The 25,995-nt window shown below is 68.0% G+C and carries 31 protein-coding genes; 13 read left to right on the top strand and 18 right to left on the bottom strand.

What is annotated here, in order from left to right:
* Window positions 1-98: 98 nt before the first annotated feature.
* The 5 genes from WIX39_RS28540 to WIX39_RS28520 all read right to left on the bottom strand — a co-directional run bounded on the left by WIX39_RS28540 (window position 99) and on the right by WIX39_RS28520 (window position 3,987).
* Window positions 99-686 carry a bacteriohemerythrin gene (locus WIX39_RS28540; protein WP_285411326.1) on the bottom strand — a complete coding sequence of 196 codons (588 nt, stop codon included), beginning with the start codon at window positions 684-686 and terminating at the stop codon, window positions 99-101.
* A gap of 376 nt (window positions 687-1,062) precedes the next feature.
* A complete protein-coding gene (locus WIX39_RS28535) occupies window positions 1,063-1,506 on the bottom strand; it encodes a Bug family tripartite tricarboxylate transporter substrate binding protein (RefSeq protein ID WP_409196877.1) in 444 nt (147 codons plus the stop codon).
* Between the two features lie 117 nt (window positions 1,507-1,623).
* On the bottom strand, window positions 1,624-1,875 hold the full coding sequence (locus WIX39_RS28530) for a high-potential iron-sulfur protein (RefSeq protein ID WP_253819837.1): 252 nt from the start codon (window positions 1,873-1,875) through the stop codon (window positions 1,624-1,626).
* Window positions 1,876-1,995: 120 nt separating this feature from the next.
* Window positions 1,996-2,499, bottom strand: a complete 504-nt coding sequence (locus WIX39_RS28525) for an NUDIX domain-containing protein (RefSeq protein WP_409196562.1) — start codon at window positions 2,497-2,499, stop codon at window positions 1,996-1,998.
* A gap of 9 nt (window positions 2,500-2,508) precedes the next feature.
* Entirely contained in the window at window positions 2,509-3,987 is a 1,479-nt protein-coding gene (locus tag WIX39_RS28520; protein ID WP_409196561.1) for a trypsin-like peptidase domain-containing protein, read from the bottom strand.
* 137 nt (window positions 3,988-4,124) lie between these two features.
* Here WIX39_RS28520 and WIX39_RS28515 point away from each other — a divergent pair, with 137 nt between their 5' ends.
* The 3 genes from WIX39_RS28515 to WIX39_RS28505 are packed head-to-tail and all read left to right on the top strand — an operon-like array spanning window position 4,125 to window position 6,547.
* Complete coding sequence (locus tag WIX39_RS28515; protein ID WP_409196560.1) at window positions 4,125-4,652, top strand: flavodoxin family protein; 528 nt, start codon at window positions 4,125-4,127, stop codon at window positions 4,650-4,652.
* 3 nt (window positions 4,653-4,655) lie between these two features.
* On the top strand, window positions 4,656-6,116 hold the full coding sequence (locus WIX39_RS28510; RefSeq protein ID WP_409196559.1) for a trypsin-like peptidase domain-containing protein: 1,461 nt from the start codon (window positions 4,656-4,658) through the stop codon (window positions 6,114-6,116).
* Window positions 6,117-6,172: 56 nt separating this feature from the next.
* Complete coding sequence (locus WIX39_RS28505) at window positions 6,173-6,547, top strand: TraR/DksA family transcriptional regulator (protein WP_409196558.1); 375 nt, start codon at window positions 6,173-6,175, stop codon at window positions 6,545-6,547.
* 16 nt (window positions 6,548-6,563) lie between these two features.
* On the opposite strand, the gene WIX39_RS28500 is transcribed toward WIX39_RS28505, so the two are convergent.
* The gene (locus WIX39_RS28500) at window positions 6,564-7,037 is read right to left on the bottom strand and encodes a hypothetical protein (RefSeq protein WP_409196557.1); all 474 of its coding nucleotides are present in this window, start codon (window positions 7,035-7,037) and stop codon (window positions 6,564-6,566) included.
* A gap of 157 nt (window positions 7,038-7,194) precedes the next feature.
* On the opposite strand from WIX39_RS28500, the gene WIX39_RS28495 reads away from it, so the two are divergent.
* Complete coding sequence (locus tag WIX39_RS28495; RefSeq protein ID WP_409196556.1) at window positions 7,195-8,859, top strand: PHA/PHB synthase family protein; 1,665 nt, start codon at window positions 7,195-7,197, stop codon at window positions 8,857-8,859.
* Between the two features lie 37 nt (window positions 8,860-8,896).
* Here WIX39_RS28495 and WIX39_RS28490 read toward each other — a convergent pair whose 3' ends face one another.
* Window positions 8,897-9,616 carry a Crp/Fnr family transcriptional regulator gene (locus WIX39_RS28490; RefSeq protein ID WP_106938399.1) on the bottom strand — a complete coding sequence of 240 codons (720 nt, stop codon included), beginning with the start codon at window positions 9,614-9,616 and terminating at the stop codon, window positions 8,897-8,899.
* An 85-nt stretch (window positions 9,617-9,701) separates the two neighbouring features.
* Window positions 9,702-10,286, bottom strand: a complete 585-nt coding sequence (locus tag WIX39_RS28485; protein ID WP_081267712.1) for a hemerythrin domain-containing protein — start codon at window positions 10,284-10,286, stop codon at window positions 9,702-9,704.
* Window positions 10,287-10,452: 166 nt separating this feature from the next.
* On the opposite strand from WIX39_RS28485, the gene WIX39_RS28480 reads away from it, so the two are divergent.
* A complete protein-coding gene (locus tag WIX39_RS28480; RefSeq protein ID WP_409196555.1) occupies window positions 10,453-10,959 on the top strand; it encodes a universal stress protein in 507 nt (168 codons plus the stop codon).
* Window positions 10,960-11,056: 97 nt separating this feature from the next.
* Here WIX39_RS28480 and WIX39_RS28475 read toward each other — a convergent pair whose 3' ends face one another.
* The 6 genes from WIX39_RS28475 to WIX39_RS28450 all read right to left on the bottom strand — a co-directional run bounded on the left by WIX39_RS28475 (window position 11,057) and on the right by WIX39_RS28450 (window position 16,688).
* Complete coding sequence (locus tag WIX39_RS28475; RefSeq protein WP_409196554.1) at window positions 11,057-11,899, bottom strand: universal stress protein; 843 nt, start codon at window positions 11,897-11,899, stop codon at window positions 11,057-11,059.
* Window positions 11,900-12,045: 146 nt separating this feature from the next.
* On the bottom strand, window positions 12,046-12,753 hold the full coding sequence (locus WIX39_RS28470) for a VIT1/CCC1 transporter family protein (protein WP_081267715.1): 708 nt from the start codon (window positions 12,751-12,753) through the stop codon (window positions 12,046-12,048).
* Between the two features lie 208 nt (window positions 12,754-12,961).
* On the bottom strand, window positions 12,962-13,999 hold the full coding sequence (locus WIX39_RS28465) for a zinc-dependent alcohol dehydrogenase family protein (protein WP_409196553.1): 1,038 nt from the start codon (window positions 13,997-13,999) through the stop codon (window positions 12,962-12,964).
* Window positions 14,000-14,057: 58 nt separating this feature from the next.
* On the bottom strand, window positions 14,058-14,324 hold the full coding sequence (locus tag WIX39_RS28460) for a hypothetical protein (RefSeq protein ID WP_409196552.1): 267 nt from the start codon (window positions 14,322-14,324) through the stop codon (window positions 14,058-14,060).
* A 240-nt stretch (window positions 14,325-14,564) separates the two neighbouring features.
* Window positions 14,565-15,749: a DesA family fatty acid desaturase gene (locus tag WIX39_RS28455; RefSeq protein WP_409196551.1), complete on the bottom strand. Its 1,185-nt coding sequence runs from the start codon at window positions 15,747-15,749 to the stop codon at window positions 14,565-14,567.
* A 63-nt stretch (window positions 15,750-15,812) separates the two neighbouring features.
* Window positions 15,813-16,688 (bottom strand): MBL fold metallo-hydrolase, encoded by an 876-nt coding sequence (locus WIX39_RS28450; protein ID WP_409196550.1) that lies wholly within the window; start codon window positions 16,686-16,688, stop codon window positions 15,813-15,815.
* An 86-nt stretch (window positions 16,689-16,774) separates the two neighbouring features.
* On the opposite strand from WIX39_RS28450, the gene WIX39_RS28445 reads away from it, so the two are divergent.
* The 3 genes from WIX39_RS28445 to WIX39_RS28435 are packed head-to-tail and all read left to right on the top strand — an operon-like array spanning window position 16,775 to window position 17,983.
* Window positions 16,775-17,101, top strand: coding sequence for an ArsR/SmtB family transcription factor (locus WIX39_RS28445; protein WP_409196549.1), 327 nt, complete (start codon window positions 16,775-16,777; stop codon window positions 17,099-17,101).
* Window positions 17,101-17,535, top strand: a complete 435-nt coding sequence (locus WIX39_RS28440; RefSeq protein ID WP_409196548.1) for a YeeE/YedE family protein — start codon at window positions 17,101-17,103, stop codon at window positions 17,533-17,535. Before WIX39_RS28445 ends, WIX39_RS28440 begins: the two co-directional genes overlap by 1 nt.
* Window positions 17,536-17,545: 10 nt before the next feature.
* The gene (locus tag WIX39_RS28435; RefSeq protein ID WP_409196547.1) at window positions 17,546-17,983 is read left to right on the top strand and encodes a DUF6691 family protein; all 438 of its coding nucleotides are present in this window, start codon (window positions 17,546-17,548) and stop codon (window positions 17,981-17,983) included.
* Between the two features lie 29 nt (window positions 17,984-18,012).
* Here WIX39_RS28435 and WIX39_RS28430 read toward each other — a convergent pair whose 3' ends face one another.
* On the bottom strand, window positions 18,013-18,186 hold the full coding sequence (locus WIX39_RS28430) for a hypothetical protein (protein ID WP_409196546.1): 174 nt from the start codon (window positions 18,184-18,186) through the stop codon (window positions 18,013-18,015).
* Between the two features lie 95 nt (window positions 18,187-18,281).
* Between WIX39_RS28430 and WIX39_RS28425 the strand changes: the two genes are divergently transcribed.
* The 4 genes from WIX39_RS28425 to WIX39_RS28410 all read left to right on the top strand — a co-directional run bounded on the left by WIX39_RS28425 (window position 18,282) and on the right by WIX39_RS28410 (window position 20,134).
* Complete coding sequence (locus WIX39_RS28425; protein WP_106938415.1) at window positions 18,282-18,740, top strand: universal stress protein; 459 nt, start codon at window positions 18,282-18,284, stop codon at window positions 18,738-18,740.
* Window positions 18,741-18,788: 48 nt separating this feature from the next.
* Window positions 18,789-19,406, top strand: a complete 618-nt coding sequence (locus tag WIX39_RS28420; RefSeq protein ID WP_106938416.1) for a hypothetical protein — start codon at window positions 18,789-18,791, stop codon at window positions 19,404-19,406.
* Between the two features lie 33 nt (window positions 19,407-19,439).
* A complete protein-coding gene (locus WIX39_RS28415) occupies window positions 19,440-19,691 on the top strand; it encodes a BON domain-containing protein (RefSeq protein ID WP_409196545.1) in 252 nt (83 codons plus the stop codon).
* A gap of 74 nt (window positions 19,692-19,765) precedes the next feature.
* Window positions 19,766-20,134 (top strand): LuxR C-terminal-related transcriptional regulator, encoded by a 369-nt coding sequence (locus WIX39_RS28410; RefSeq protein ID WP_409196544.1) that lies wholly within the window; start codon window positions 19,766-19,768, stop codon window positions 20,132-20,134.
* Window positions 20,135-20,146: 12 nt separating this feature from the next.
* Here WIX39_RS28410 and WIX39_RS28405 read toward each other — a convergent pair whose 3' ends face one another.
* Together WIX39_RS28405 and WIX39_RS28400 are read right to left on the bottom strand one after the other, a co-directional pair.
* Entirely contained in the window at window positions 20,147-20,986 is an 840-nt protein-coding gene (locus WIX39_RS28405; protein WP_409196543.1) for a universal stress protein, read from the bottom strand.
* Entirely contained in the window at window positions 20,983-21,393 is a 411-nt protein-coding gene (locus WIX39_RS28400; RefSeq protein WP_409196542.1) for a hypothetical protein, read from the bottom strand. The genes WIX39_RS28405 and WIX39_RS28400 overlap by 4 nt, the downstream gene beginning before the upstream one ends.
* A gap of 151 nt (window positions 21,394-21,544) precedes the next feature.
* Here WIX39_RS28400 and WIX39_RS28395 point away from each other — a divergent pair, with 151 nt between their 5' ends.
* Window positions 21,545-23,914: a phosphoketolase family protein gene (locus WIX39_RS28395; RefSeq protein ID WP_409196541.1), complete on the top strand. Its 2,370-nt coding sequence runs from the start codon at window positions 21,545-21,547 to the stop codon at window positions 23,912-23,914.
* 21 nt (window positions 23,915-23,935) lie between these two features.
* On the opposite strand, the gene WIX39_RS28390 is transcribed toward WIX39_RS28395, so the two are convergent.
* Window positions 23,936-25,915, bottom strand: a complete 1,980-nt coding sequence (locus WIX39_RS28390; RefSeq protein WP_409196540.1) for a YadA family autotransporter adhesin — start codon at window positions 25,913-25,915, stop codon at window positions 23,936-23,938.
* Window positions 25,916-25,995 lie beyond the last annotated feature (80 nt).

Raw genomic sequence — 25,995 nt, 5'->3', positions numbered from 1 at the left:
CGAAACGGTTCGGCCGGCCGCGCGCGCGAGATTGCCGATTTCCATGAAGCAGACGGTTCGGGGACATCGCACATGCACGACGATGTCCGTCAGCATGGTTACCCGGCGAACAATCTCTTCAACCAACCCTGCTTGATCTGGCCGCCAGCCCTTCCCTGCGCCAGTTCCTTGCTTGCCTGCGCCTTGACGATCCTTTCAGCCGTCGACCCGGTGACCTCCAGATGCGCTTTCACGGCAGGGACATAGGCACCGTCCTCGTGACGAATGTGGTTGAAAAGCCAGCGCGAAAGCATGTCGTGGAGCTCGGCCAGCACATCCTCGCCACGCTCGAAACGGGTCCGAAACTCGACCACGCGGCGCACGAAGATCTCATGCACCTTCCTGTGCGGGCCCACGAACGAGTAGCCGGCGTCTTCGATCATGGCTTCCTCGAAGGCGAAGTGCGACGCGGTGTAGTCAATCGCCTCGTCGATGATCTTGCCGACGGCCCTTTGATCGTCCGTCAGCTTCGCATCGCCCAGCGCATTGATGTACTGGACGATGCGTTGGTGCTGGGTATCGATCTCGCGGATTCCTGTGTCGAGTTCGGTCTTCCATACGAGATGCGCCATGACTTCCAAAGATGAATTGCAGTTTGAACGATCAGTATCCGTGCGGCCAGCCTGCACACCGTTGATCCAGATCAAGCGCGTTCGATCGCGTGGGCGATGAAATCGGCCTTCCTGAAGTGCCCCGAATTCATCGCATTGCGGGGCACGAGACCGGCATGACCCATGAGCACGTACACGAGGAAAACCATGGCACGTCACTTCCGCCTGCCCGACATCACTGTGCGAATTCCCTTCGGGACCACGGAATCGGAACGCGTCGCCCTGTTATGTGCCGCTGGTGTGCCGTTGGACGCGCAAGGTGATGTTGCCTGTGGCTTCCTGCATGAGCGCACGCCCTTGCGGTTCGGCGGCGACACCATCTGCCGCTGGCTCTGCGCCGGTGATGCGACGTCTCCTGGATCCGAAGCCGGAGGCCAGTCCGGGGCCTCGATGCCTGCACGCGCGAGCTGCGCTAGTTCCGGGGCGCGTTGCTCTGCTTGACGAGCTGTTCGAATTGCGCACTGCTTTGCGCGACGAATGCGCCGAACGCCTGCGGATTCGCCGGATCGGAAATCTTGACGCCCAGTTCCGCGAAGCGTGACTTGACCTTCTGTTCCTTCAGCACCTCGGCGAAGGCGAGGTTGAGTTTGTTGACGATGGGGGCAGGCGTCCCCTTCGGCGCGAAGAGACCGGTCCAGAAGAAGAAATCAGCGCCTTTGAGCTCGGGCGTTTCGCCTGCGGACGGCAGGTCCTTGTTGCCCAGGTCGCGGGCCTTGCTCAGCACGCCGACGCCGGAGAGCCGGTTGCCCTTGATGTGCTCCAGCAGCGCGGGCAGCCCGGAGACGCCCACGTCGAGGTGGCCGCCCATGACATCCACCGCGATCTTCGAGGCGCTCGCGTAGGGAATGAAGTTCATGTCCACCTTCGCGCGCCTCTTGAAGTCCTCCATGGCCAGCGCGGGCAGCTTCCTGGCCGACCTGGTGTCGTCCGCCCTTCGTGACGCATGATTGAGGCGTCGCCGGTCCACCCTGAATCAGGCTTTCCTGGACCAGGCGCTGCACCAGCCTTTCGCGTGGACCGGCTTGCCCGCGAACAGCGCGCAGTTGCCCATGGCGTCGGTGGGTTTGGACTGCCACAGCGCGCAGCCGTTGCAGACCTGCGTGTTGTCGTGCTTCGGGTACTTCCTGGCATCGGCCTTCGTCGTGTCGGCGACGTAGCCGAGGGCCACGGCCTGCGGATCCTTTTCATCGAGCGCGGCCTGGGAGAAGGCCTCGGTCACTGACATCAGTCCACCGGTTGCGACAAGGGTCAAAAGAAAGGTGCGGCGATGTGAGGGCATTGTCGTTCTCGCATTGAGAGGAAAAAAAGCGGATCTACTCCGCCGCGCGGGCGGCGGTCCGTGCCTTCATTCTTGTGCGATGAAGTCCTGGTGACCTTGCGCGGGATCAACATCGGTGTGCCGCTGTTTCAGCGCCTGCAGTTGCGCCAGGATCGCCTTCAGCGAAAGTGCTCGCGTCAGCACGGCGACCAGGCTCTTCGCGCACCATTGCGGCAATTCGTCGAACCCCGCCCACCGGTAGGCATCCATCTCCGGCTGCGGCCGGCCGCGGCGGTCGACGAACTGGCTGGCGCATGTGCACGCATGCGCGTCGAAGTTGCTCGTCAGGACCGCGTAGAGCTGCAGGTCCTTCCCCGCTCGATAGGCGAAGCATCCCAGCGGCAGGAGGTCTTCGGGTGCCAGTCGCAGGCCGCATTCCTCGAAGGTCTCCCGCACAGCCGTCTGCCGGCCGGTTTCCGTCAGCGTGCCGCCGCCCTTGGGAATGTCCCAGTACGGGCTGCCGGTGGCGTGGCAGAGCAGCAGTTGCGCGTCGCCATTGAAGATCAGGACGCCGTGGCTGATCGATTTCATCGCCGGTTGTCAGTTGGCCGATGCAGGCCCGGCGGCATCCAGCCGGCGCGCCGCCGACACTGCGCCCGACCTGCGCGGCGCGATGGGCACGAAGGCTCTGGCGTTGCCTCGCATGATGAGCAATGCGACGGTCTCGTCGTCGCCGATGGATTTGATCGCCGCATCGAACTCGGCCTGTCCCGAGACGCTCACGTCGTTGACCGCGAGCACCATGTCGCCGAACCTCAGTCCCGCCCGCTGCGCCGAGCCCGTGACGGACTTGACGTAGAGCCCGGGGTCGAGCAACCCGACGCCCGGCGGACCCTTGCGCTCCGCGAGTTCGAGGCCGAACCGGACCTCGTGCATGTCGGTTCGCCGCGCGACCTGCGGCACGGCGTCCGCCACGCCCTGGGCCACCGCCACCTGCACCGGCAACGCGGATCTGTGGCGCCAGACGTTCAATGCCAGCCGGCTGCCGGGACGGGCCGAGGACACGCGGTTCTGGATGTCTTCATAGGACATCGGCTGCGCCGCGTCGACGGAAAGGATCACATCCCCGCTGCGAAGGCCCGCGATCTCCGCCGGGCTTGCCGCATCGACACGCACGATCAGGGCCCCTGTCGCCGCCGCCAGGCCGAAGGCCGGGGCGAGTTCGTCCGTCAGCGGCTGCGTCCTGGCACCGATCTGTCCCCGCGTGACCTTCCCCGTCGCGCGAAGTTCTTCGGCGATGCGCATGACCGTATCGATCGGGAGGCTGAACGACAGGCCGATGTAGCTGCCGCCAACGGCGTAGATCATCGAGTTCATTCCCACGACCTCGCCTCGTTCGTCGAACAGCGGACCGCCCGAATTGCCCGGGTTGAGCGCGACGTCCGTCTGTATGAGCGGCACGCCGCCGCCGCCCGGCATGTAGCGCGGATTCGCGCTGACCACGCCCGCCGTCACGCTGCGCTCGAATCCGAAGGGCGCGCCCATGGCGGCGACCCATTCGCCCGGGCAGAGCTTGCCTGTCCGGTCAACGGCCACCGTCGGGAGGTTGCCGCCCGGTATCTTGAGCAGCGCGACATCGGTGCGCCGGTCGAGCCCGACGATCACGGCGTCGAAGCGATGCCTGTCGGCCGTGGACACGACGACCTGCTGGGCGCCGAGCACGGCATGCGAACTGGTGAGGACATAACCGTCGCGGCTGAAGATGAACCCCGAGGCCAGGCCACGGCCCGGGGCCTGATCGAACGGTGCCGACACGCGCGCCGAGGTGTCGACGGTCGGCCAGTCGTCGCGCTGCCCGATCACGCTCACGCCGACGACGGCCGGTGCCTGGCGAGCCGCCGCGGCGGCGAAGTCCACGCCCTGCGACGACGGCTGGGTCCGCTGCGCGCACGCCTGGTCTTGCGACCATGCGACATGGGGCCCGAGCAGCGCGAGCATGCCCAAGACGATTGCGGCGGCGCGGCCGGCCGGCCCGCGCTTCGCGTGGTCGCCACCATCGAAGGCAGGCGGAATCTTCATGACGGTTCTTTCGACGGGGACATTCCCGATGGCCGGATGGTCGCCGCGACCCCTTCGCACCGCCTTGCGCCACATCAAGCCGGCCACGGGCCGCGAGGCCTAAATTGCTCTCCATGAATGCAGCAGCAGAGGCCAGCATGAACAACGTCCTTGTGATCGTCTATTCCTACACCGGCACCTGCCGCCGTCTTGCCCAGCTTCTTTGCAGCCAGCAGGGCTGGGAGATGGCAGAGATCCACGACCTGCACCCGAGAAGCGGCGCACTCGGCAACTGGCGCTGCCTGATCGACTCGTTCTTCCGGCGGATGCCCGCCATCCGCTACGACGGGCCGCCGCCCGGCGACTACAAGGCCGTGGTGCTGATCTCGCCGATCTGGGGCCTCCGGCTGGCCGGCCCGATGCGCACGTTCGTGGACCGCAAGGGTGCCCGCCTGCCCGACGTGGCACTGATCTCCGTCATGGGCGGACGCGGCGGCCCCAACGCCGTGGCGGAAGTCGGCAAGCGGCTCGGCCGCGCGCCCATCCTGAGTACCGCATTCACCATGCACGAGGTCGACGACGGCAGTTGTGCCGCCCGGCTGCAGGCATTCGGCACCGCGGTGCAGAGCGCGGAGGATTCGCGCGCCGTGGTGCGCCCCGCCACCTTGTCGCCCCAGGCGGTCTGACGCATGCGCTCGCCCGGCGCCATCCGCACGGCGGCCCTGCTGGCCTGCGGCTGTTTCCTGAGTGCCTGCACGAGCGGGCCGACGGTGGCGCAGCCCCATGCGTCGACCGCGACAGCGGCAGGCCCTGCCACCGCGCCGGCCGTTCTCGATTTCGCGTCCCTCGTGGCCAGTCGCAGGGCGTGGGTAGTCGACATCAGCACGCTGCGCGTCGGGCGCGACGAAAACTCGCAAGACATCGAACTCGAAATCGCGCCGGAGCGCGACTTCGCCGATCGCCTGGCCTGGCCGCTGCCGACGAGCGCCCGGATCAGCCAGATCCGCGACCTCGCCTCGGGCCTGATCATCGGCAGCGACGGGCTGATTCTCACGAGCGCCCACGTGGTCGCGAACATCGACGAAGCACAGGTCCAGCTGGATGACGGGCGCCGCTTCACGGCAAAGGTGGTCGGCGTCGACAAGCGCACCGACGTCGGGCTCCTGAAGATCGATGCGCACGCGTTGCCCGTGGCCGTGATCGGTGACTCCGCGTCGCTGGCCGCTGGCGACTGGGTCGCCGCGATCAGCTCGCCCTTCGGGTTCCACGGCAGCGTCACGGCCGGTGTCGTCAGCGCCGTGGAACGCGTCATGGGCGGCGCAGGCGAGATTCCCTTCATCCAGACCGATGTCGCCATCAATCCGGGCAGCTCGGGCAGCCCTCTGCTCAACAGCCGTGGCGAAGTGGTCGGCATCAACTCGCTGATCTACAGCGGCAGCGGCGGCTACATGGGCCTGTCCTTCGCGGTGCCGATCAACCTGGCGATGCAGGTTGCGCAGCAGTTGCGCGCGCATGGCGTGGTCCGGCGTGCCTATCTGGGCGCCGAGTTCCAGGAGGTGACGCCAGCGCTGGCCCAGTCCTTCGGCCTGCCTGCGACCACCGGCGCGCTGGTGGTGCGGGTCGAGAAAGGCAGCCCCGCGGACGCGTCCGGCCTCGCGCAGGGAGATGCAGTGCTGGAGTTCGACGGCAAGCCTCTGGCGCATGTCATCGATCTGCCGCAGCAGATCGCGCAACGCAAGCCGGGCAGCCGCATGCAGCTGGAGGTGTGGCGCAACGGCAAGAGCCGCCTGCTCCAGGTGTCCCTGGCGGCGCAGCCCGGGACGCCGGAGACATCTCTCACGAGCGCGGCCCCTGAATGGAACGACGGATTGGGCCTGAGCCTGGGTGATCTCTCGCCTGCGCAGCGGCTGCAGCTGCGCATCGACAGCGGCCTGATCGTGAGGGAGGCGGACGGTATTGCACGCAGCGGAGGGATTCGCGGGGGCGACGTGATCGTCGCGCTGAATACCGTGAAGCTCCATCGCCTGGAGGATTTCAGGCAAGGCCTGTCGCAGCAGCCTGCCGGGGGCATGGTCGCGCTGCTGGTGCTGCGCGACCGGCGCCTCGCTTACCTGGCGGTGCGCATGCCGGCATCGCGCGGGCGCCCCTGACCCGGCCCGAGCGGAATCTCGGCGGTCTTCTATTCACTTTTTCGCAAGGACACACCATGAGACATCTGGACGCAAGCGATCGCCTCGCGATTCGCCAGCAACTCGACCTGCTGAAGGAGCAGGTGCTCGAAGAACTCCGTGCATCGGCGCCTTCGGCGCACCTCATTTCCGCCGAGGACGCGCACGAAGTGAAGACACATGCCGACGAGGCCGAAGCGGAGCGTGCCGCCGACGTGTACATGGCCGAGGTGGAGGTCGACTACACCAGGCTCGAAGAAATCGAGCAGGCGCTCGCGCGCATGGAGGACGGACGCTACGGCATCTGCGAGCACTGCGGCGTGGAAATTCCGCGCGCGCGATTGCTCGCGCAGCCCACCGCCGTTCGCTGCACTGCATGCCAGACGGCGGCCGAGGCGCGGCATCGGACCTGAAGAAGCGAGGCCGCCCTCATTCGTGATCGTCCTTGCGGCGATCCTTCGCCTTCTTCGCTCTCTTTGCCTTCTTGTCCTTTTTCTTTCCGTCGGACGCATGCACTTCGTCCGCGACCTGCTGGCGGCCGGCGCCATGGAGCAACGACTTCTTGACATTGCCTGTCGCGGCTTCGTCTCGCGCGTAGCTCACGACGCGGTACACGGAGCGGTTGGCGCCGCCGCAGCCGAGGTTGCAGATGACCGTGTCGTTCCTGCTCGCGCTGTCGTTCTCGAAATCGGGGGCCTCGTCTTCGAGCCAGCCGTGGTTCTCGATCGTCGTCTCGATGCGGCACTCGCGTGGCACCACGATGCCGAGCCTGCGCAGGAATTCGCGCGGCCGTCCCAGGTAGGCGCGGAACTCGGCGGGCGTGCAGGCCCAGAAATGCGCGTTGAAAGGTTCGGCCCGAATGACTTCGGACCGGGCGGAAAAATCGACGACTCTGGTTGGCATGGGCGGCTCCGGTGGGTGGCCTAGGGGGCGTTCGGCACAGCGTAGGGGGCAGCTGCCGGCGGCGCATTGACGCCGGTCAAGGCAATTGGCGTGTGCGCCCCGCAGACTCGGCGCGGATGCCCGCAGACCATGCGTGGCGAATTTCCCAAGGACACCAGTGATCCAGGACCACAACGAACTCGACCGGGCCCTCCATGCGGCCTGGGCCGGACTCATCGGCAGCATGTCGCCGGCGGCGCTGCTGCTGGCGTGGTCCGACTGGGCCATCCATTTCGCGACGCAGCCCGGGCGAAGCTCCGGGGTCCTCTGGCCCCGGCCCGCTCCCGCCGGGCAGCCGCCCGCGCACGATCCGCGGCTCGGCGCCGAGGACTGGACGCCATGGCCCTTCGGCACGTACCGCGAAGCCTTCGAAACCACAGGACGCCGCCTGCTCGACCTGGTCCGCGGTGTGCCGGGCGTGGACCGGCACCATGAGCAGCTGGTGGCCTTCGCCGTGCGGCAGTGGCTGGAGATGATGTCGCCCGCCAACATCGCCGCGACCAATCCTCAGGTGCTGCAACGAACCGCCGCCACGGGCGGCGCGAACCTGCTCGCCGGCACCGCCCACTGGCTGGAAGACTTCTGGCGCGGCGCCCTCGGGCAACCACCGGCAGGCGCGGAGGCGTTCAGGCCCGGTCATGAGGTCGCGGTCACGCCCGGCAAGGTCATCCTGCGCAACGAACTCATCGAGCTCATCCAGTACGCGCCTGCGACAGCGACGGTGCACGCCGAGCCGGTGCTCGTCGTGAGTGCGTGGATCATGAAGTACTACGTGCTCGACCTTTCTCCGCGCAACTCGCTGATCCGCTACCTGGTCGACCACGGCCACACGGTGTTCGCGGTCTCCTGGAAGAACCCCGACGCGTCGGATGCACAACTCGGCATGGCCGACTATCTCCGGCTCGGCATCCGCGCCAGTCTCGACGCCATCGAAGCCGTGCTGCCCCGGCGCCGGGTGCACGCGCTCGGTTATTGCCTGGGCGGCACGCTGATGGCCATTGCCGCGGCGGCAATGGCCCGCGACCGCAGCGACCGCCTCGCCTCGCTCACGCTGCTGGCCGCCCAGACCGATTTCACCGAACCCGGGGAGATCGGCCTGTTCATCGACGAGAGCCAACTCGCGTTCCTAGAGGACGTCATGTCGCGCCAAGGTTTCCTGAGTTCGGCGCAGATGGCGGCCGCGTTCCAGGCGCTGCGCTCCGGCGACCTGCTCTGGGCGCCCATGGTGCGCAACTATTTGCTGGGGGAGCGCGTTCCGATGACCGACCTGATGGCATGGAACGCCGACGGCACGCGCATGCCCTACCGCATGCACGCCGACTACCTGCGCGGCCTCTTCCTGGAGAACTCGCTGGCCGAAGGCCACTACCTCGTCGACGGAAAGCCGGTGTCGCTGAACGACATCGACGTGCCGGTCTTCCTGCTCGGCACCCGCACCGACCACGTGGCGCCGTGGCGCTCGGTCTACAAGTTCAACCTGCTGTGCGATGCGGACGCGAGCTTCGTCCTGACTTCGGGCGGACACAACGCGGGCATTCTGAGCGAGCCCGGACACGCGCAGCGCAGCCATCGAATGCTGCATCGAAGGAGGAACGGTGCCTATGTTTCGCCCGACGATTTCCTTCGGGTGTCGAAGGAAATCGACGGCTCATGGTGGCCGGCCTTCCAGCAGTGGCTGGTTTCGCACTCGGGGCCTCGGCGGCGTCCGCCCGGCATGGGAGCGCCGAGGCAGGGCCTGCCGCCCCTGTGCGATGCACCGGGCACCTATGTCGCAGCGCGCTGACGAAAACGTTTGACGCCGGTCCGGATGTCGATTCAGCCTAGTGCTTGTGGCTGCCCGGTGGCGGCGCGGACGATGCCAGGCCTGCCCCGTCCATCAGCACGCCGAAATCGGTCACCGCCGCCTCGCCGGACACGTAGACCGCCTCGTTGTCCCGGCGCACGAGGCCCCGGCTCTCCATGTCGCGCATGGTCTTGTTGACCACCTCTCTCGAGAGGCCCGCGTAAGACGCGATCACCGACTGCGAAATCCGCTTGTCGAAGCCGCCGGTGCCGGAAAAAGGCGCCAGATCCGTGAGCTGGTGCAACACGCGGTGCACCACGGCTTCGGGCGGCAGCGAGGAGATGCGGCGCATCTGGGTGCGCAACATGCTCGTGCGCTTCATTGCCAGCCCCAGCAGACCGAAGACCACCTCGGGGTGACGTGCGCAAACTTCGCGCATCGCGGCTATCGGCACGAAGTAGACCGCCGAAGGAAGCGCGGCGACCAGCTTGTGCTTGGAGAGGTAGCTGTCCTCCCGGATCGACAGGTCGAAGAAGAAGTCCTGGCGTGCGACGAATTCGGTCGTCACATCGAAGCCATCGTCGCGTGCCGGCGTGACGACCCGCAGCAGGCCGCTTGCAACGTAATAGACCTGATCGGTCGACTCTCCCACATCCAGCAAGGTTTCGTTGCGCTTGTATTCGCGAAGCTCGCTGCACTTGATGAGCGCCTCGCGCTCTGCGGCCGGCAGGCCCGCAGTCAGGGGATTCAGGTACATGGACTGATCATGAACGCCCTGTGGCTGAACATCAATCACCCGGATATGGGATTTTCAGCGGCGCGCGCACGCGCATGTACAGGGCCTACAGCTCCGGCCCCAGGCCGATGGGCGCAGGCACGATGTTCACGATGCGCGTGAAGAGCGCGTTGTATTCAAGATCCGCCACGTGCCCGGTCAACGGATCCCGGTTCTGCGAGAAGGCCTCGTCCAGGTCGCGCCAGTCGTTCTCGGTCAGCACGCGCTCGGCCAGGGGCAGGATCTCCCGCTCCTCCAGGGCCATGTGGTTCAGGTAGAAGTCCACATAGTCGTTCACCGCGCTTTCGAAGGCCTCGCGCCGCGGCTCGCCCAGCATCTCGAACGCCAGCAGCGCATGCTCGACGTTGCGGATCCGGCGCTCGCCCCAGGCATGGTCGCTGTCGAGGCGGTCCATCAGCTCGCGCGACATCGGCGTCCTGGCGCGCAGCTTGGGGAAAAGCAGGTCGGTTTCCTTGCGGTGATGCCGCTTCTCGGGAAACTCGTCGACGTAGAAGAGCATGGCCCGCAGTGCCGCGAAATCGGGCAGCGTGCCTTTCTTGCGGTGCTGCTCGAGCAGCATGACGATGGAGCGAAGCATGGCCGCAAGCGCGGCATGCTCCTGGCGAATGATGCGGGTGGTGGCGTGGATCATGGGGGGCTTCCTGTGCATGCCCGCAGGGTCGCGCGTTCGGCAGTCCGCGGGGTTGCTCCAGATCAAGGACGGGCCCTGGGCGGGCCTCGCGCTTGATGCATGTCAATCCGCGCGGCAGCTCCGTCCGGATACTGGGCCGATCCCATCAGCCCACCGGAGTCTTGCCATGTACCAGAAAATTCTTGTTCCCATCGACGGCAGTTCCACGTCCGCCCGGGGCCTGGCCGAAGCCATCCGCCTCGCGAAGCTCACCGGCGGACGCCTGCGCTTCGTCCACGTCATCGACGAGCTGTCGTTCGCACTGGCCATGGATGCCTATTCCGGCTACGCCGGCAACTGGCTCGAGGAACTGCGCAAGGATGCCAGGAAGCTGCTCGAGGACGCGCGCGCCGAAGCCGCCGCGGCAAGTGTCGCGTCCGACGCCGTGCTGCTCGACAGCTTCAGGGGTGCCGTGCATGACCAGGTGATCGCCGAAGCGGTGTCGTCGAAGGCCGATCTGATCGTGATCGGGACGCACGGCCGGCGTGGAATCGGCCGCTGGGTCATGGGCAGCAGCGCGGAACACATCCTGCGCATGTCGCCGGTGCCGGTGTTGCTGGTCCGCGCGCCCGAGAGCGCGAAGGCCGAATCCGAAGACTTCAGGCTGCCGAGCGGGATGCTTGCCAGCCAGTGATTCGTCGTCAGCGGGCCGTCGCGCGCTCAGCCACACGGGAGCGCAGCGTGGCGTGCGCGGCGCGGCCAACTGCGCCGGCAGGCCCACGCCGGGCGGTTCAATGCGCGATGAGGACCGGCACGGTCATCTGCGCGAGTATCTGCCGCGTCACGCCACCCAGCACTCGCTCGCGCAGGCGCGAATGACCGTAGCCGCCCATCACGAGCAGGTCGGCACCCAGGTCCGAAAGCCGCGACAGGAGCGCATCGGCGATGTCGATCTCGGTCACCTCGGATTCGGCACGCGCCTGCACGCCGTGGCGCAGCAGGAACTGGATCATGTCCGACAGCAGCAGCCGTTGCGTGTTGTCTTCGTCATGCGGGTGGCGCAGCGAAATGAGCGTGACGCGCGCCGCCTGGCGCAGCGCCGGCAACGCCGAGCGAAGCGCGACGGCGGATTCGCGCGAGCCGTCCCACGCCGCGACGATGGTCCTTGGGCGGCCCTCGAAGCCACCGGCCGAAGGCACGACCAGCACCGGCCGCCCCACCTCCATCAGCACGTACTCGGCAAGTCCGCGGGTCGTGGTGTCGCCCCGGTTCGACGCGTCGCTTTGACCGAGCACTACCAGGTCGCTCGCGCGCCCGTACCGCACCACGGCGTCGGCCGCCACGTCGTCGACCATGCGCACCTCGTACGACAGCGGCCCCGATCTGGCGATGTCCGTCCTGAATTCCCGGGCAACGGCCTCGGCGCGCCGTCGCAGATAGTCGCTGGATTCCGCGATGTAGTCGGTCATGCCGGTGGCGATGGCACCGGCGGGAATGATGCCGTCGTACAGCCCCGAAGGCAGGAGCCCGACAAGATGGCTCTCGTGCGCCCGCGCCCAACGGGCGGCCATGGCGGCGCGCACGGGACTCCTGAGCGAGTGATCCAGGTGAACGAGGATGGTCTTGAAATTCATGCGTGCCCCGCGGAATGGCGCACCGCAAGCGGCGCAGTGGATGGACGGCAGGGCTGATGTTCATGCCGTGAAAGGAACGCGGCATTGACGGCGATCAAGCCGGCGTCATCTCGGTTGCGGCTCGCGCGGCCGCGAAGCCGCGAGGCTCACGCCTGCACGCCGAACAGGGCTCCCACGCCGGCGGTGACTCCCATGGCCAGCGTGCCCCAGAAGGCCACGCGCCAGACGCTTCGCGCGATCGGCGTGCCCCCGATCCTGGCGGCCGCAGCCCCCAGCAAAGCGAGGAATGCGATCGCGGTGCACACGGTCCAGGGCAGGAGCGCGCCGGAAGGCGCACATGCGACCACCACGAGGGGCAGTGCGGCGCCCACGGAAAAACTCGCCGCCGAGGCCAGCGCGGCCTGCAACGGCCGTGCGCTGAGCGTTTCCGAGATGCCGAGTTCGTCACGCGCGTGCGCCCCGAGCGCGTCGTGGGCCATGAGCTGCGCGGCGACCTGCTGCGCGAGCTTGTACTCGAGACCGCGCCGCACGTAGATCGCCGTGAGCTCCCGGTGCTCCGCGTCCGGCTCCGTGGCGAGCTCGATGCGTTCGCGCTCGAGGTCGGCCTTCTCGGTGTCGGCCTGCGAATGCACCGACACGAACTCGCCGGCGGCCATCGACATCGCGCCCGCGACCAGCCCCGCGATGGCGGTCGTCAGGATGGCCTCATGGCTGGCGTGGGCGGCGGTCACGCCCACGACAAGGCTGGCGGTGGAGATGATGCCGTCGTTGGCGCCCAGCACGGCGGCGCGCAGCCAGCCGATGTGTTCGGTGCGATGGCGCTCGGCGTGCGCGCGGTAGTGGAATGATTTCATGGGAATTGGCAGTCAGCGTGCAGAGCGCCCGGGCAGCATGCGAAAGCCGGGCTCGTCCTACCACCATCATGGCGAACAGCAGCCACCACACGACTGCGCCGAGGGTAAGCAGGTTGAGCGCAGGAGCAAAGAAGCGCGTCGCAATGTGCCCGGGATGCCAAAGAGAATCAGTCTTCTTATTGCCTTCCGGAGCGGCAGCCGCGCGGGCCTACACCTCGATGATCACTTTCAGCGCATGCGTCTCGGCCGCGCGACCGAAGGTGTCGTAGGCCTCCAGGACCTGGTCGAGCCTGAACCTGTGGGTGATCAGCAACTTCGGGTCCACCTTGCGCGACTGCACCGTCTTCAGCAGCATCGGTGTCGACACCGTGTCGACCAGCCGCGTGGTGATCGCGATGTTCTGCGACCACAGCCGCTCCAGATGAAGTTCCGCCGGATGCCCGTGAACACCGATATTCGCGATGGTGCCGCCGGGCGCCACGATGTCCTGGCAAAGCACGAAGGTGGCCGGTATGCCAACCGCCTCGATCGACACGTCGACGCCACGCCCGCCCGTGAGCGCGAGCACGGCCTTGGCCGCCATGCCGTCGGCGCTGTTGATCGTGTGCGTCGCGCCGAAGCGGCGCGCGACCTCGAGACGGCCGTCGTCCAGGTCGATCAGGATGATCTGCGAAGGCGAATAGAACCGGGCGGTGAGCAGCGTGGCCAGCCCGATCGGGCCCGCCCCCACGATCGCCACCGTGCTGCCGGGCGCGACCTTGCCGTTGAGCACGCCGCACTCGAAGCCGGTCGGCAGGATGTCGCTGAGCATCACCAGCGCCTCCTCGTCCGCGCCCGGCGGTATCGGATAGAGGCTGGTGTCCGCATGCGGGATGCGCACGTACTCGGCCTGCGTGCCGTCGATGGTATTGCCCAGGATCCAGCCGCCGGTTGCGCAGTGCGAGTACATGCCGCGCCGGCAGTACTCGCACTTGCCGCACGACGAGATGCACGAGATCAGCACGTGATCGCCCGGATGGAAGGCCGTCACGCCGTCGCCGACGGCTTCCACGACACCCACCCCCTCGTGCCCGAGGATGCGGCCCGGCGTGCAGGTCGCCACGTCACCCTTGAGGATGTGCAGGTCGGTGCCGCAGATGGTCGTCTTGAGGATCCGCACGATGGCGTCGCCCGCTGCCTGGATCTGCGGCTTGGGACGGTCTTCGAGCGACTTGAGGCCGGGGCCTTGGTATACGAGTGCTTTCATGGCCCTACGTTAGGTGCTTCCGAGCGCGCATTCCTTGAGATAGCGCAAGGAAAGCCGTTCACGGGCCGTCTATCAGACCGCGGCCTCGCCTGTGCGAGTTTTCCGAATTCGAACCGCGTCCGAGGATCGACCACCCCTGCGGCGTGATGCCGAGAACGGTCGCCGGATCCTGGCGCATGCAGTCGTCGCAATCGACATGCGGAGGCGGAATGAAGGCGCGAACGTATCCCGCCGCATCTAGCTTCCTGAGGTTCTCGATCTGCCGCCGGTCCGCCACGTTGACCGGAAACCTTGCAAGGGACAGCCGATAGAGTGTTTCAAACATGGTGGATGCCTCCATGGAGCGTGCCTGCCGGAACGTGAGCGATCCTGCGGCGGCCTGAACCAGGCACTCATCGTAGGCATGCCGCCGAGCCGGTGCGTTGCGCTGCATCAAGCGGTAGCTCGGGGCTCGGCCCAGGACGCGCTTGCGAATGGCAAGGTTTCCAGCGCGCTCGCCGCGCGGCGCACAGGGCGCAGAGCAACGGCACGGGCTTCATTCGCACCTCCCGGGATTCAGCTTCGTTCAGGCATAGGAGCGCAGGCGTCGGGAGAAGTCCGCCAGGGGGGCGATGCCGCTCGCCTCGGCGCGCTGGCACCAGTCCTGCAGTTGCCTTGCGAGCTGTTCGCCGGTGGCGGCGGATCGGCTCCACAAGGCGGTCAACTCCCCGCGCATCGCATACATCGTGGCCAGCACCTGCGATGCGCTCAACGCCTGCATCACCTGCTGTTGCCGTGACGGGCCCAGCACCCCCTGGTCCTTGCCGAGCAGCGGCTTGACCGTCTTCAGGGCGCGCGCGGCCTCCGGCGACATGCGGCGCAGGCGCTCGAGTTCGGCGACGCAGGCCTTCTTCAGCGAGCGCGTGTAGTTCGACAGCACGTCGTAGTGGCAGCGAATGACGGCCTGCACGGTGGCAAGGTCGATGTCGGCCTTGGGCGCCACGAGGCGCGGGCTCGGCGCCACATGTTTCACTTTCGCCAGGCCCAGGGCCTGCAGCACGCGGATGTAGAGCCAGCCGATGTCGAACTCGAACCACTTGCTCGACAGCTTGGCCGAGGAAGGAAAGGCATGGTGGTTGTTGTGCAGTTCCTCCCCGCCGATCAGGATGCCGATCGGCGAGATGTTGGTGCTGGCGTCCGTCGCCGGCCAGTTGCGGTAGCCCCAGTAGTGGCCGATGCCGTTGACCACGCCGGCCGCCCAGAACGGGATCCAAGCGATCTGCGTGAGCAGAATGAGGGCGCCCGGTACCGCGCCGAACAGCGCCATGTCCACTGCGCCCATCAGCACGATGCCGAGGATCTTGTATCTCGAATAGAGGCGCCGTTCGATCCAGTCGTCGGGCGTTCCGTGCCCATAGCGCTCGAGTGTTTCGGCATGCGCCGCCTCGCGCACATAGAGGAACACACCGCCCCACAGCACCCGGTTGAGGCCGTACACCTGCGGACTGTGCGGGTCTTCGGGGGTCTCGCACTTGGCGTGGTGCTTGCGGTGCACGGCGGCCCATTCCTTGGTCACCATGCCGGTGGTCAGCCACAGCCAGAAGCGGAAGAAATGGCTGGCCACGGGGTGCAGTTCGAGCGCGCGATGCGCCTGATGGCGGTGCAGGAAGATGGTGACCGACGCGATGGTGACGTGGGTGAGCGCCAGCGCGACCAGCACCGCACCCCACCAGGGAAGATCAAACACACCGGAATAGAGCAAGGATTGCATTCGTACCTCATGGACAGTGCGCAGCATTCTGCGGACCGCGCCCGGCCGGGACCTTGACGCAGGTCAAGGCAGCGGGAGTGCATTCAATGGGATGCGAAGGTAGGAGACGCCGTTGTCGTCGGCGGGAGGAAAGCGCCCGCCGCGCACATTCACCTGGATCGACGGAAGAATGAGCGTCGGCACCTCCAGAGTCGCATCACGGGCCGTGCGCATCGCCACGAACTCGTCGACACCGATGCCGTCGCGCACATGGATGTTGTGCGCGCGCTGCTTCGCCACCGTGGTCTGCCAGCAGGCCTGCCGCGACGCGGGCGGGTAGTCGTGGCAGACGTACATGACGGTGTCGGGCGGCAGGTCCAGCAGCCTGCGCATCGACGCGTGGAGCTGCCGGGCGTCACCGCCGGGAAAGTCGGCGCGGGCGCTGCCGACATCGGGCATGAAAAGCGTGTCGCCGACGAAGACGGCACCGTCCACCAGATACGCCATGTCGGCCGGCGTGTGGCCCGGCACCGCCAGCGCGGTGATCTCGACCTCGCCGATCCTGAAGACCTCGCCGTCCTGGAACAGGTGATCGAACTGGCTGCCGTCCGGCAAGAACCCCTGCTCGAAGTTGAAGAGCTTCTTGAAAGTCGACTGGACGACACGGATGTGCTCGCCGATGGCGATTCGTCCTCCCACCTGCGCCTGGACGTGGCGGGCGCCGGACAGGTGATCGGCGTGTGCATGGGTCTCCAGGATCCAGTCGACCTGCAGGCCGTGGTCCCTGACGTGGGCGAGCAGCCTGTCGGCCGACACTGTGCGCGTGTGCCCGGACTTGAAGTCGTAGTCCAGCACCGGGTCGATGACGGCGGCGTGCCTCGTTGCGTGTTCCCACACGACATAGGAAATCGTCCATGTCGCGGGATCGAAGAAACCTTGGGTCGTCGTGCGGGTTGTCATGGCGCTCCATCCATGGATGTCCGGTGGGGTCGAAAACAATATATATTTAAATATAATATATCGGCAGAAAGCGAAATCGGAAAGCCATGAATCCCTCCTCCCCCATGACCATCGATCCCGAAGCGCTGCGCGGTGCCGCCGGCCGTGCGGTCGCAGCGCTCAAGCTCCTGGCCAACGAAGACCGCCTGCTGCTGCTGTGCCAGCTGTCCCAGGGCGAGATGTGCGTGAGCGACCTGGAGCAGAAGCTGGGCATTCACCAGCCCACGCTGTCGCAGCAGCTGGGCGTGCTGCGCAACGAAGGCGTGGTCGACACACGTCGCGAGGGCAAGAACATCTTCTACAGCGTGGCCGACCCGGCGATGCTGGAAATCCTCGCGGTTCTCTACCGCCTCTACTGTCCCAAGGAGGAATGATGTCCATCGACTGGGCCCATTTCACGCCGCTCGCCGCGCTCGCCGGGGGTGCTCTCATCGGCCTCGCCGCGGCGATGTTCGTGCTTCTGAACGGGCGCATCGCCGGTATCAGCGGCGTGCTTGGCGGCCTGCTCAGGCCGTCCCGTGGCGACGTCGCCTGGCGTGTCGCCTTCTTGCTCGGACTGGTCGGCGCGCCGTGCGTCCATCTGCTTTTCGCGGCGCTGCCGAGGGTTCGCATCGATGCGGACTACGGCGCTCTGATCCTGGCCGGATTGCTGGTGGGCGTGGGCACCCGCTACGGGGCGGGCTGCACCAGCGGCCACGGGGTCTGCGGCCTGTCCCGCCTGTCGTCTCGCTCGCTCGTGGCCACGGCGGCGTTCATGGGCGCCGGCTTTGCGACGGTGTTCGTGGCGCGCCATCTGTTCGGCGCCTGAGGAGATTGCCATGATCGCTCTCGCTTCGTTGCTCGCCGGCCTGGTCTTCGGCCTCGGGCTGATCGTCTCCGGGATGGCCAATCCGGCCAAGGTGCTGGGCTTCCTCGACCTGGCCGGCGCATGGGATCCCTCGCTCGCCTTCGTGATGGCCGGTGCCATCGCCGTCGCCATGGCCGGTTTCCTGGCGGCCCGGCGCCGCACGCTGTCGATCCTGGGCGCGCAGATGCGCGTGCCCTCCGCGCGGCGCATCGATCGCCGCCTTGTCCTGGGCAGCCTGCTCTTCGGCGTGGGCTGGGGCGTTGCCGGCTTCTGCCCCGGGCCCGGGCTTGTCGCCCTCGGAATGGGCGAGCCCAAGGCCCTGGTCTTCGTGGCCGCGATGCTGGCCGGCATGGGCATCTTCGAACTGCTCAAGCGTCGGGTGCGGCCGGCAGGATCGCACAGCACCTGAAACGGGCTGCCCCAGCGCCTTGCGACGGCTCAGGCCTTGGCCGCGACGCGGGAGGCCGCCGGTGCGACGGCTTCCGCGCGCGGCGCACGCACCAGCAGCACGGGTACCGGGGCGCTGCGCAGGATCTGTTTCGCGCACCCTTTCGTGCCCGCTTGACGCGCATCAAGCCGCCGGTAAGTTCGAGCGATGTTGACGTGGCGCAAGCCCGCTTTGTCCGCACGGCCGAAGAATGCACCTGCCCGTCGCGCCAGGGCCGGCGGCAGGCAAGTGTTCCACGCGGCCCCAAGGAGAAAACGCCATGTCCCTGTACGCGCACATCCTGGTCCCGGTGGACGGAAGCCCCACGGCCGACCGCGGCCTGCGGGAGGCCATCCGCCTGGCTTCCGCGCTCGGGAGCAAGCTGCGCCTGCTGCATGTCATCGACGACTTCCCGATGCTCGTGGAGCTGTCGACGATCTCCAGCTTCGAGGCCGGCATGCAGCAGATGCGCCAGTACGGCGAATCGGTGCTGACGAAAGCCTTGTCGGAGGCCACGGCGGCCGATGTGCAGGCGCAGACCGTGCTGCGCGAGATCACGCAGGGCCGCGTGGCCGATGCCGTGATCGACGAGGCCGCCAAGACCGCCTGCGACCTGATCGTGATGGGCACCCATGGCCGCCGTGGCCTGGGCCGGCTGGCGCTGGGCAGCGACGCGGAGCGCGTCGTCAGGGGCAGTGCCGTGCCGGTGCTGCTGGTGCGCATGGAAGCGGCCGATTGAGCATTCCCCGGACCGCTCCCCTCCAACCTTCATTCAAGCGAGACCCCCATGACAAGCACCCACCCGCTTCGCACCTTGCTGGCGCCGATCGCCATCGCGCTCAGCGCCACGGCTTTCGCAGCCGACTACACGGCCCCCGCCCAACTGACTCCGCCCGAAAGCGCGATGCAGAAAAAGACCCGTGATGCCGCCCACAGGGCCGCACAGGATGCGGAACGGGCGGCCCGCAAGGCCGCCGACGCCGCCAGGGACGCGGCGGAGAAAGGCAAGGTCGGTGCGGGCAAGGTGTCGCGTGCCGTGGCCGAGGGCATCCGCCGCGCCGCGCAAAAGGCCGCGCAGGCCGCCACCCGGGTGGAGGAAAAGACCGCCGCCGCGAGCGCCCGCGCGCTCGATGAAAGCAAGGACGCCGCGCGCGCCGCCCAGGAAGAAGGCCGCAAGGCCGCCGCCGCGACCAGTGAAGCGCTTGCCAGGGCCGAGGAGTCGGTCGCACGCTCCGCGCAGGCGAGCAAGGAAGAGGCCGAGAAGGCCGCGCGTGCGACGCGCGAGGCGCTCGACAAGGCCGAGGAAGCCACCCGCGCCGCCGCCAAGGCCGCTGCGGACGCCTCTGCCCGCACGCTCGAAGCCATGAAGCGTGCCACCCGCCCCGCGGGTGCCGACAAGACCTGATCTCGTTCGCCTGCTTTTTCCGAAAGGATCGCCATGAACCCGGACATTCAACTCAGGCACGACGTCTTCGCCCAGCTCAACTGGGACCCTGCCGTCAACGCATGCGACGTCGACGTGTGCGTGGAGAACGGCGTCGTGACCTTGCGCGGCGAGGTCGCAGACGAAGCCCAGCGGCAGGCCGCCGAACGTGCCGCGCGCCGCACCGAGGGCCTGACCACGCTGCAAAACAAGCTCATCGTGCGTGACTCCGCTGGCCTGCACACGCTGACTCAACGCACCGCTTGACGCGGGTCAAGGCGCGTCCGAAGGCACGCCCGAAGAATGAAATCCGCAGCAAGACAGAGGGAGGTTGATCTTGGATGCGTTCCAGTCCGGCACATCTGCTCAAGAACTCGTGGTTCCAGAACTTCACGCAGGCGGTGCTGCAGGTCGTCAATGGCGGCGCGGCCGTATCGCCGAACGTGGTGCGGCACTTTCTCATGCGGCTGCGGCGATCCATGCCCGATGAGATGAGCCAGGCCGGCAGCACGCCTCCAAAGGCCCTGTCGATGCGCGAGCGCGAAGTGCTGCTACTCGTCGCCAAGGGCTGCCTCACGCGCGACATCGCGACGGAGCTTTCGATCAGCGCACAAACCGTATGCGCGCATGTGAAGAGCATCTGCCACAAGCTGCAGGTGCGCACGCGCGCGCATGCGGTGACTGCCGCCGTCAGCCGCGGTTTGATCTAGGGCCCGTTCGCCTCAGTGGGCGATCAGGACAGGCACCGTGGCACGCGCCAGCAGGTCGCGTGTCACGCCGCCCAGCATGCGCTCGCGCATCCGGGCGTGACCGTAGCCGCCCATCACGAGCAGGTCGCTTTCCAGCGCGGCGGCGCTGTCCAGCAGGGCATCGGAGAAACGCCAGGAGGTCTCGACCTGCTCGATGTCTGCCTGGATGCCGTGCCGCAGCAGCCAGTTGTTCATCTCGCCGGGGCACAGCGCGCGCTCGGCACTGGCGTCGCCTTCCCGAAGAAACGAAATCAGGGTGACTTTGGCTGCCTTGCGCAGCAGCGGCAGTGCATGGTGCACGGAGATCGCGGCCTCCCTGCTGCCGTCCCAGGCCACCAGGACCCTGTCCAGCGCACCGTCGAAGCGGCCGGCGCGCGGAACGATGAGCACGGGCCGTCCCGCCTGCAGCATCACCTCTTCGGGGAGCTGACGCACCGCGTGGTCGACAACGGCGCATTCGTCGGCCTGGCCCACGACGACGAGGTCGCTGGCGCGGCCAAGGCCGATCACGGCGCCCACAGGCTCGCCATCGACCAGCCGGGTGTCGAAGGACGCCAGTGTCGGCTCCGCGATACGGCAGCGGAACACATGCGCGACGGTTTCGGCTCTCCTGCGCAGGTGAAGCGACGCGCCGGCGATGCAGTCCTCCAGCTCGGCGTGCGCCGGCATGGGTGCCGGGATGCCCTCGATGCCGGTGGTGACGATGCCCACGAGATGGCTGGAATGCCGCCTGGCGAGCCGTGCCGCCAGAAGGGTGCGGACCTCGCAACGCTCGGTGTGGTCCAGGTGAACGGCGATGGTCGGGAGCGTCATGCCTTTCCTCGCGCCGCGGCCACAGGGGCCCTGGGCCTGGATCGGCGCGGCGCCGATCCCGCAGCCAGCGCCGTGTGAAGGGTGCGCAGCGCGTCGTGCACCACGTCGTTACGGGAGGCCGGGGCATCTGCCGCATGCGCCTGAGCGCCCTTGTTTTCCGGCGCTGCGCTCAAGGCCGGTTCCTGACGTGTTCCGACGGCGGCATCGGGCCAGAACGCGTGCAGCGGCGCCAGGGCCAGCGCTTGCCAGTCCTCGGCGCGCATGACCGCATCCGTCCCGGCGCGGGTCTCCTCGATGCCACGCTGCAGCGCGCTGGCACCGATGGTCTCCAGCATTTCGAGCGCATGCAGCCAGATGCTCCACTGCGCCTTGCACAGTGCCAGCGGAAATGTGATCTCGGTGCTCATGGTGTGTCCTCTCGGCCAAGGCCTGCAGGAACGAATGCTGAAGCCGCGGCGGCGCGACGGGCTTGCGCGGGATCAACATTGACCGAGCGCAAGCCGATGCACGGCCGGCTCCGCATACTGTGGCGCTCTTCCATCAAGAAAGCGGCCCGACATGGTCTCCTCATCCACACCGGCGGTCCCGAGCGAATTCCGGCTGCTCGATGCCTGGTGGCGCGCCGCCAACTACCTCTCGGCCGGCCAGATCTACCTCATGGACAACCCGCTGCTGCGCGAGAAGCTCACGCTCTCGCACATCAAGCCGCGCCTGCTGGGGCACTGGGGCACCACCCCTGGCCTGAACTTCATCTACGCGCACATGAACCGCGCCATCAATGCCCGCGATCTCGACGCGATTTTCATCGCGGGCCCGGGCCATGGCGGACCGGGCGTGGTCGCCAACACCTACCTCGAGGGTACTTACAGCGAGGTGTATCCGGCCATCGGGCAGGACGCCATCGGCCTGCGCCGGCTGTTCACCCAGTTCTCCTTTCCGGGCGGCATTCCGAGCCATGTCTCGCCGGAAACACCCGGTTCGATCCACGAAGGCGGGGAGCTGGGCTATTCGCTGCTCCACGCCTATGGCGCGGTGTTCGACAACCCCTCGCTGCTGGCCTGCTGCGTGATCGGCGACGGCGAGGCCGAGACCGGCGCGCTCGCGGCGAGCTGGCACTCCAACAAATTCCTGAACCCCGCGCGCGACGGCGCGGTGCTGCCGATCCTGCACCTCAACGGCTACAAGATCGCCGGCCCCACGGTGCTTGCGCGCATCGGCGACGAGGAGCTGGTCCAGCTGCTGCGCGGCTACGGACACGAGCCGTACTTCGTGGTGGGCGACGATCCGGCGCTGATGCATCCGCTGATGGCGCAGGTGCTCGACAGCGCGCTCGACCGGATCCGGTCGATCCAGGCGCAGGCGCGCGAGAGCGGCTTTCGCGAGCGGCCGCGCTGGCCGATGATCGTGCTGCGCTCGCCCAAGGGGTGGAGCGGACCGCGCCGGGTCGACGGCGTGCAGATCGAAGGCACTTTCCGTGCGCACCAGGTGCCGCTGGCCGACTTCCGCGGCAAGCCCGAGCACATCGGCCTGCTGGAGGACTGGCTGCGCAGCTACCGCCCCGAGGAACTGTTCGACGCGGCCGGCACCCTGCGTGCGGAGATCGCCGCACTCGCGCCGCGGGGCGCCCGCCGCATGAGCGCCAACCCGCACGCCAACGGCGGCCTGCTGCTGAAGGATCTGGCGATGCCGCCTTACCGCGCGCATGCCGTGGCGCTCGATGCACCCGGCGCCACCGACGCCGAGGCCACGCGCGTGGCCGGCGAGTTCCTGCGCGAGGTGATGCGGCTGAACGCGGATGCGGGCAACTTCCGGGTCATGGGGCCGGACGAGACCGCATCGAACCGGCTCGGCGCGCTGTTCGAGGTGACGCAGCGCACCACCAGCGCGCAGATTCTTCCGGCAGACGACCATCTCTCGCCCGACGGCCGCGTGATGGAGGTGCTGAGCGAACATCTCTGCCAAGGCTGGCTCGAAGGCTACCTGCTGACCGGCCGGCACGGCTTCTTCTCCTGCTACGAGGCCTTCATCCACATCATCGACTCGATGTTCAACCAGCATGCCAAGTGGCTGAAGGTGTCGCGCGGCATCGGCTGGCGCCGGCCCATCGCCTCGCTGAACTACCTGCTGACCAGCCACGTCTGGCGGCAGGACCACAACGGCTTCAGCCACCAGGACCCGGGCTTCCTGGACCACGTGGTCAGCAAGAAGGCCGAGGTCGTGCGCGTGTACCTGCCGCCGGACGCCAACACCCTGCTCTCGGTGACCGACCACTGCCTGCGCAGCCGCGACTACGTGAATGTGATCGTGGCCGGCAAGCAGCCTTCGCCGCAGTGGCTGGACATCGACGCCGCGACGCGCCACTGCGCCGCGGGCCTCGGCATCTGGGACTGGGCGAGCAACGACGAAGGTGGCACGCCCGACGTGGTGATGGCCTGCGCCGGCGACGTGCCCACGCTGGAGACGATGGCGGCCGTCGACCTGCTGCGCGACGAAGTGCCGCAGTTGAAGGTGCGGGTGGTGAACGTGGTCGACCTGATGGCGCTGCAGTCGCCCTCGGCGCATCCCCACGGCATCGCGGACGAGGAGTTCGACGCCATCTTCACCACCGACAGGCCCGTGATCTTCGCGTTCCACGGCTACCCTGCGCTGGTCCACCGGCTGATCTACAAGCGGCGCAACCACCCCGGCTTCCACGTTCACGGCTATTGCGAGGAAGGCACCACCACCACGCCCTTCGACATGACGGTGCTCAACCGGCTGGACCGGTTCCACCTGGCGGCCGATGCCATCTCGCGCACGCCCAGGCTTTGCGACAGCACGGGTCATGTGCAGCAGCACCTGCGCGACAGGCTTCTGGAGCACCGGGCCTACATCACCCGCCATGGCCGCGACATGCCCGAGATCGAGACGTGGCGCTGGAAGGGCTAGCCGGCGCCCGGCCCGCCACTGCTACCACTGATAGCCGGCTTGCACCCGTCCCCCGACCTGCGCGCCGGAGCCGGTGGCGACGGACAGGCCGCCGCCGATCTGCCAGTGCTCGTCGAACTGGTACGCGAAGCCCACACCGACCGCGCTCTGGCCCGCGTAGTTCGCGGCCGCCGCACCCACCCACCGGCGGCCGGCCTGCAGCATCGGCACCGAGGGCATGGCCATGGCCTGCGCGATGCCGCGCGCCGCGAACTCGCGCACGGACTGCACCTGGGCGCCGAGCTGTGCGCTCGAGCGTTCCAGCTGCGAGAGGTTGACGGCGTCCGTGGGCAGGGTGCCCGGGGCCACGTTGGCGACCTGGCGCGGCGCGCCCGCGCTGCCCACGCTTACTGTGGAGGGCCGGTCGGCCACCGAGCCCTGGCCGAGCGCCACCGACTCGGGCGCCAGTGCCTGCGCGTTCGCGCCCAGCGCCACCGCGTTGACCCCGTTGGCCAGCGAACCCGAGCCGACGGCGACGGTCGGGTCGGCCAGCGCCCGCGCGCCGTCGCCGATGGCCAGCGAACCCGCATGGAGCGCCTGCGCATTGCGCCCGATCGCTTGCGCCCCGTCGCCCTGCGCCGAGGCACCGATGCCCACCGCGACGGCGCCCATCCCGGTGGCGGTGGCAGCGGCCTGCCCGGCCACCGAACAGCGCAGCGCGCCACCGTCCACGGTGCACACGCCCAGCTGGCCGTTCACCACTGCCTGCAGCTGCACCGACTGCGCCTGGATCTGCGTGGTGTGCGCCTGCAGCTGCTGCGTCATGTCGATCACCTGCGAGCCCTGCGTGGTCGCGAGGGTCAGGGCCTGTTCGGCAGTGGTGCGCACGCCATGGAGCTGAGCGCCGTTGACGGCATCGGTGGATGTGGCGCTGACATCGCCCGCGGTGACGCCGCCGATGCGCCCTGCATTGGCGATGCCCGCGCCGCGGTTGTCGATGCCGCCCTGGGTGACCAGCCGCCCGCTCACCACCGCGCCCCCGCTGACGGACAGCGAGCCGGCGCTGACCTGGCCGCTGGCCTCGACGCCCGCGACGTTGGTCAGCGTGCGCCCGCTGCCCGGGCTGCCGAACGACACCACGTCGCTGCGGCCGCCGTCGCTGCTCTGGGCGCCGATGGCCACCGAGTTCTGCCCCCGCGCCTCGCTGAGCGCCCCCAGGGCCATGGAACCCAGGCCGCTGGCCAATGCACTGCGGCCCATCGCCAGCGCGCCGTCGGCATTGGCGAAGCTGGCATAGCCCAGCGCCAGGGCGCCGTAGCCGGACGCGCGCGCCGCCGAACCCAGCACCGCGCTGCCGTAGCCGCTGGCATCGCTGTCGGCGCCGACGGCCACGCTGCGTTCGTCGCGGGCCTTGCTGTTGACGCCCAAGGCGCTGGCGCGAACGCCGCTCGCCTGGCTGTCGTTGCCCACCGCGACCGCCCTCTCCGCGCTGGCCGCGCTGTCCGCGCCGATCGACACCGCCTCCACGGCCGACGCCGCGCTGCGGTAGCCCAGGGCGACCGATGACTCCCCGCTGGCCTTGGCGACGTTGCCCACCGCCAGGGCCGAGCCGGCACTGGCCTCGGTGAAGGAGCCGATCGCGGTGGCCGAATTCGCGCTGGCTTTGCTGGAGAGGCCTATTGCGGTCGCGCCGTTGGCCGCCGCCTGGGCACGGATCCCGTAGGCCGAAGCCGAGCCGCCGCTGGCCGTGGCCGATCGCCCGATCGCGGTGTTGCCCGACGTCAGGTCGATGCCGGCCTGCGACTCGGCGCCGCCGGCGATGTTGCTCTGGCAGTCGGCCTGCACCACGTCGCGGGCCGTGCTGAAGCCGGAGTAGGCGCCTTCGTCCCGGCTGCTGTAGAGCGTGCCGCCCGGGCACACGTTGGGATTGAGCACCTGCGCCTGCGCGTTCGGCGTGCAAAGGTGCAGCGCGCATAGCGCCGATGCCGCAGTCAGCAGGCGCGGTGATGGATGACGTTGCATGATGGTTTCTCCTCGCTGAAGCGGCTCCGTGGGCCAACACGGCGATGCTGCGTGCGCGAAGCGCCTGGCCCCTACCACGC

It is taken from the genome of Variovorax sp. AB1(2024) (assembly GCF_037482385.2).
Taxonomy (GTDB): Bacteria; Pseudomonadota; Gammaproteobacteria; order Burkholderiales; family Burkholderiaceae_C; genus Variovorax.
Note: the sequence above shows the minus strand (reverse complement) of the source record. Positions and strands in the feature narration are given on the sequence as shown.

Excerpts from the sequence above, each read along its gene's own strand:
- WIX39_RS28515 (WP_409196560.1), top strand. The coding sequence starts at position 4,125 with ATGAACAACGTCCTTGTGATCGTCTATTCCTACACCGGCACCTGCCGC.
- WIX39_RS28530 (WP_253819837.1), bottom strand. The coding sequence starts at position 1,875 with ATGTCAGTGACCGAGGCCTTCTCCCAGGCCGCGCTCGATGAAAAGGAT.
- WIX39_RS28450 (WP_409196550.1), bottom strand. The coding sequence starts at position 16,688 with ATGACAACCCGCACGACGACCCAAGGTTTCTTCGATCCCGCGACATGG.
- WIX39_RS28410 (WP_409196544.1), top strand. The coding sequence starts at position 19,766 with ATGCGTTCCAGTCCGGCACATCTGCTCAAGAACTCGTGGTTCCAGAAC.
- WIX39_RS28435 (WP_409196547.1), top strand. The coding sequence starts at position 17,546 with ATGATCGCTCTCGCTTCGTTGCTCGCCGGCCTGGTCTTCGGCCTCGGG.
- WIX39_RS28520 (WP_409196561.1), bottom strand. The coding sequence starts at position 3,987 with ATGAAGATTCCGCCTGCCTTCGATGGTGGCGACCACGCGAAGCGCGGG.
- WIX39_RS28420 (WP_106938416.1), top strand. The coding sequence starts at position 18,789 with ATGACAAGCACCCACCCGCTTCGCACCTTGCTGGCGCCGATCGCCATC.
- WIX39_RS28415 (WP_409196545.1), top strand. The coding sequence starts at position 19,440 with ATGAACCCGGACATTCAACTCAGGCACGACGTCTTCGCCCAGCTCAAC.
- WIX39_RS28510 (WP_409196559.1), top strand. The coding sequence starts at position 4,656 with ATGCGCTCGCCCGGCGCCATCCGCACGGCGGCCCTGCTGGCCTGCGGC.
- WIX39_RS28490 (WP_106938399.1), bottom strand. The coding sequence starts at position 9,616 with ATGTACCTGAATCCCCTGACTGCGGGCCTGCCGGCCGCAGAGCGCGAG.
- WIX39_RS28445 (WP_409196549.1), top strand. The coding sequence starts at position 16,775 with ATGAATCCCTCCTCCCCCATGACCATCGATCCCGAAGCGCTGCGCGGT.
- WIX39_RS28405 (WP_409196543.1), bottom strand. The coding sequence starts at position 20,986 with ATGACGCTCCCGACCATCGCCGTTCACCTGGACCACACCGAGCGTTGC.
- WIX39_RS28500 (WP_409196557.1), bottom strand. The coding sequence starts at position 7,037 with ATGCCAACCAGAGTCGTCGATTTTTCCGCCCGGTCCGAAGTCATTCGG.
- WIX39_RS28455 (WP_409196551.1), bottom strand. The coding sequence starts at position 15,749 with ATGCAATCCTTGCTCTATTCCGGTGTGTTTGATCTTCCCTGGTGGGGT.
- WIX39_RS28475 (WP_409196554.1), bottom strand. The coding sequence starts at position 11,899 with ATGAATTTCAAGACCATCCTCGTTCACCTGGATCACTCGCTCAGGAGT.
- WIX39_RS28395 (WP_409196541.1), top strand. The coding sequence starts at position 21,545 with ATGGTCTCCTCATCCACACCGGCGGTCCCGAGCGAATTCCGGCTGCTC.
- WIX39_RS28465 (WP_409196553.1), bottom strand. The coding sequence starts at position 13,999 with ATGAAAGCACTCGTATACCAAGGCCCCGGCCTCAAGTCGCTCGAAGAC.
- WIX39_RS28400 (WP_409196542.1), bottom strand. The coding sequence starts at position 21,393 with ATGAGCACCGAGATCACATTTCCGCTGGCACTGTGCAAGGCGCAGTGG.
- WIX39_RS28470 (WP_081267715.1), bottom strand. The coding sequence starts at position 12,753 with ATGAAATCATTCCACTACCGCGCGCACGCCGAGCGCCATCGCACCGAA.
- WIX39_RS28485 (WP_081267712.1), bottom strand. The coding sequence starts at position 10,286 with ATGATCCACGCCACCACCCGCATCATTCGCCAGGAGCATGCCGCGCTT.
- WIX39_RS28525 (WP_409196562.1), bottom strand. The coding sequence starts at position 2,499 with ATGAAATCGATCAGCCACGGCGTCCTGATCTTCAATGGCGACGCGCAA.
- WIX39_RS28535 (WP_409196877.1), bottom strand. The coding sequence starts at position 1,506 with ATGAACTTCATTCCCTACGCGAGCGCCTCGAAGATCGCGGTGGATGTC.
- WIX39_RS28505 (WP_409196558.1), top strand. The coding sequence starts at position 6,173 with ATGAGACATCTGGACGCAAGCGATCGCCTCGCGATTCGCCAGCAACTC.
- WIX39_RS28425 (WP_106938415.1), top strand. The coding sequence starts at position 18,282 with ATGTCCCTGTACGCGCACATCCTGGTCCCGGTGGACGGAAGCCCCACG.
- WIX39_RS28440 (WP_409196548.1), top strand. The coding sequence starts at position 17,101 with ATGTCCATCGACTGGGCCCATTTCACGCCGCTCGCCGCGCTCGCCGGG.
- WIX39_RS28460 (WP_409196552.1), bottom strand. The coding sequence starts at position 14,324 with ATGTTTGAAACACTCTATCGGCTGTCCCTTGCAAGGTTTCCGGTCAAC.
- WIX39_RS28480 (WP_409196555.1), top strand. The coding sequence starts at position 10,453 with ATGTACCAGAAAATTCTTGTTCCCATCGACGGCAGTTCCACGTCCGCC.
- WIX39_RS28390 (WP_409196540.1), bottom strand. The coding sequence starts at position 25,915 with ATGCAACGTCATCCATCACCGCGCCTGCTGACTGCGGCATCGGCGCTA.